This is a genomic window from Desulfobaccales bacterium (assembly GCA_041648175.1).
Classification (GTDB): domain Bacteria; phylum Desulfobacterota; class Desulfobaccia; order Desulfobaccales; family 0-14-0-80-60-11; genus 0-14-0-80-60-11.
The window spans coordinates 1-3,299 of record JBAZPO010000065.1 but is presented as its reverse complement, the minus strand read 5'-3'; the positions used below and the strand labels follow the sequence as shown (position 1 = coordinate 3,299).

Sequence of the window (3,299 nt, the reverse complement as noted above, 5' to 3'; positions counted from 1 at the left end):
ACTTTACCACCTGGCGGACGACAAGATTCACGCCCGCAGTGTTGGTTCGTATTCCCTGGTGACCCAGCAGCCTTTGGGCGGCCGGGCTCAATTCGGGGGTCAGCGCTTTGGCGAAATGGAAGTCTGGGCTCTGGAAGGCTACGGCGCCAGCAATATCCTGCAGGAAATTTTGACGGTGAAGAGCGATGATATTCAGGGTCGAAAGAAAGTTTATGAGAATATTGTCAAGGACCGGGATTTTGATTACTACCAATCCCCGGAGTCATTCAACGTTTTGATGAGTGAGCTAAAGGGTCTGGGTTTTGATATTAAACTGGTTAAGAAGACCGGAGAAAAGGAAGCGGTATCCATTTCCCTGGCATCCCCGGAAGTGGTAAGGTCCTCTTCGCACGGCGAAATCAAGAAACCGGAGACGATAAACTACCGTACGTTTAAAGCCGAAAAAGACGGCCTCTTCTGTGAAAAGATTTTTGGTCCGGTTAAAGATTGGGAATGCGCCTGCGGCAAGTATAAGAAGGTTAAATACCGGGGCATTGTCTGCGACCGGTGCAACGTGGAAGTGACCACTTCTGATGTCCGGCGCACTCGGGCGGGCCACATCCCGTTAGCGACTTGCGTCAGTTACGTCTGGATCTTTAAATCTGTTTCCAACTGGATGGGTACGCTGCTGGATATGTCCCAGAACCATCTGGAATTAGTGCTTTATTTTGAGCGATATCTGGTTCTGGACCCGGCCGATAGCCCGCACCAGGTGAAGGACCTGATTACCGAAAAGGAATATCGGGATACGCTGGTCAAATTTCCGAAACTAAAGGCGGAAATCGGTGCGCTGGCTATCAAGGAATTACTGCAGGGTATTAATCTGGAGAAAGAAAAAGATGTCCTGCAGGAAAAACTGAAGATTAGTCTTAGCCAGGGACAACGTCGGGCAATCATCAAGAAGTTGAAGATTGTTGACGGTCTGCTGCGTACCAACACCAGGCCGGAATGGATGATTACGGACGTTATTCCGGTTATTCCGCCTGATTTAAGACCGCTGCTTCCTTTAGAAGGCGGCCGGTTTGCCACTTCAGACCTTAATGACCTCTACCAGCGTATCATCAACCGGAATAACCGGCTTAAGCGGTTGTTGAAACTACATGCGCCTGATATCATTATCCGTAATGAAAAGCGGATGCTCCAGGAAGCGGTTGATGCTCTCTTTGATAACGGTCGGCACGGACCGCAGGTTTTGGGTCGGAACAGCCGTCCCCTGAAATCGTTGGCCGATACGCTGCGCGGCAAACAGGGGCGTTTCCGCCAGAACCTCCTCGGTAAAAGGGTTGATTATTCTGGAAGAGCCGTGGTTGTCGTTGGCCCGGACTTGAAGTTGAGCGAGTGTGGGCTGCCTAAGCACATGGCCCTGGAGTTGTTTGCGCCCTTCATCTTAAGAGAATTAAGGCGTCGGGAATACGTGCACACCATCTCCAGCGCCAAGCGAGCCCTGGAACGGAACGACCCGGAAGTCTGGGAAATTCTGGAAGATGTAACCCGCAACCATCCGATTCTCCTTAACCGGCAGCCGACTTTACATCGGTTGAGCATTCAGGCCTTTTACCCGCGCCTGATTGAGGAGAACGTAATTAAACTTCACCCGCTGGTTTGTACCGCCTTTAACGCAGATTTTGACGGTGACCAGATGGCGGTCCACGTGCCGCTTTCCGTAGAGGCGCAGATGGAGGCCCAGTTAATCCTGAACGCCTCAACGCATATTTTCTCCCCGTCCAGCGGCAAGCCCATCATCAACCTGAGTCGGGAAGCGCTCCTGGGCTGTTATTACCTGACTCTTAAAAACAATACCATTTCCCCGGAGGAGGGGAAATTTGCCGTTTACGCCGGCGCCGATGAGATTTTAAGGAAGTTAGACGCCGAATATCTTTCCTATCACCAGCCGGTCCGGGTGCGAATGCATGGGGAGATTATTGAGACTACGCCGGGCCGTATCCTTTTTAATGAACTTTTACCCGGCGGCATGGATTATCATGATAACCTGGTGGACGGTAAGGTTCTGGGCCGGATGATTAAGGAAATTTACAACCGTTTTGGTTACGAAAAAACAGCCCGGTTTCTGGACCGGGCAAAGGATGTTGGTTTTCAGATTGCCACCCGCTCCGGTTTGACTATCGGCATTCGCGACCTGGCGATTCCGAAGGACAAGAAGGAACTGGTGGAAACCACCGCGAAAGAGGTGCATCGGATTGAGAGTGATTACCGCAAGGGTATCATTACCGAAGGCGAACGCTACCATAAAGTTGTTGATACCTGGACTTCCTGCACCAGCCGTTTGAGCGAGCATCTTTTTGCCTCGCTGAAGAGCGACCTGGAAAATAAATTCTTGATTAATCCCATCTATCTGATGGTTCAATCCGGAGCCCGCGGCAACAAGCAACAGGTGAGCCAGTTGATGGCCATGCGCGGCTTGATGACCAGGCCGACCAAGAAGATTACCGGCGGCATCGGAGAGATTATTGAGCAGCCGGTTATCGCCAACTTCCGGGAAGGTCTTACGGTCATGGAATATTTTATTTCCACCCACGGCGGACGCAAAGGGCTGGTTGATACCGCCCTTAAAACTTCTAACGCCGGGTATCTCTCGCGGCGCCTGGTTGACGTTTCTCAGGATATGGTGATATCCGTTGACGACTGTCAGACCAATTCCGGCGTTATGGTCACCCCGGTTTGGGATGGAGAAAGGCTGATGGTCCCCCTGAGTGAGCGTATTATCGGCCGGGTGGCGGTTGACCGGATTGTGGATATTGTCAACGACGAGGTAATTGTAGAGAGCAACGAATTGATAAGCGAAGCCACGGCCGCCCGGATTGAGGAGATGGGTATTGAAAAGATCCGGATACGTTCGGTTTTAACTTGTAAAGCGCCGCGGGGACTCTGCCAGAAATGCTACGGCTGGAATCTTACCACCGGCAAGATGGTTGAAACAGGAGAGGCAGTGGGTATTGTGGCCGCTCAGTCCATTGGCGAACCCGGCACCCAGCTTACTCTGCGCACTTTCCATATTGGCGGAACGGCCAGCCGGATTGTGGGCGAAACTGAGGTAAAAGTCCGGCAGCAGAAAGACAGTAAGCAGAAAAAAGAGGTGGCTCATTATACCGTTAAATTACAGGGTCTTTTCTCGGCAGTTAATCGGCTGGGTCAGACGGTGGTTCTGAATCGGGGAGCAAAGTTAGCGTTGATTGACGAGCGCGGTCGGGAATTGGAGCACTACCTAGCCCAGGTTGGCGACATCCTGAAGGTTAAAGACG

Annotated in this window: 1 protein-coding gene; it reads left to right on the top strand. The window is 51.7% G+C overall.

Translation table 11 applies throughout. The annotated features are described in order from the left end of the window. A partial coding sequence (rpoC, locus tag WC600_19030; GenBank protein MFA4904824.1) for a DNA-directed RNA polymerase subunit beta' occupies window positions 1-3,299 on the top strand: 3,299 nt, incomplete at both ends.